Raw genomic sequence first — 522 nt, forward strand, 5'->3', positions numbered from 1 at the left:
ATGGAAGTCGGGTAGACCTGAAGACAGTAACCGCAAGGAGCTGTTTAGGGTAGAACCGGTAACTGGGGCTAAGTCGTAACAAGGTAGCCGTACCGGAAGGTGCGGCTGGAACACCTCCTTTCTGGAAGCCTTGATGGAATAATTTAAAAAAGGATAGTCTTACTACTTCACACCTACTTTATATAAAGCTATAGAGTACAAGAGTTCATTGACATGTTGAGCAGAGAATTGAGCGGAAGGATTATATCCTGAAGCGAAGATAGGTTGTATACCGAAGCAAGAGGCGGTATATGATTAATGTAAGTAAATAAGGGCGCACGGGGGATGCCTAGGCTCTCAGAGGCGAAGAAGGACGTGACAAGCTGCGAAAAGCTACGGGGATCCGCAAGAGGACTTGATCCGTAGATATCCGAATGGGGCAACCCATCCTACATAAGTGGGATATTCCGCAAGGAAGGCAAACCCGGGGAACTGAAACATCTAAGTACCCGGAGGAAGAGAAAACAACAGTGATTCCGAGAG

The 522-nt window shown here is 47.1% G+C and carries 2 rRNA genes; both read left to right on the forward strand.

The features are described from left to right. Positions 1-121 (forward strand): 16S ribosomal RNA (locus tag MM239_RS20915); the annotation flags it as partial. Positions 122-297: 176 nt separating this feature from the next. Beyond that, positions 298-522, forward strand: a 23S ribosomal RNA gene (locus MM239_RS20920); the annotation flags it as partial.

Origin of the sequence: Belliella filtrata (genome assembly GCF_022549775.1) — a bacterium.
In the GTDB taxonomy this organism is placed as follows: Bacteria; Bacteroidota; Bacteroidia; order Cytophagales; family Cyclobacteriaceae; genus Belliella; species Belliella filtrata.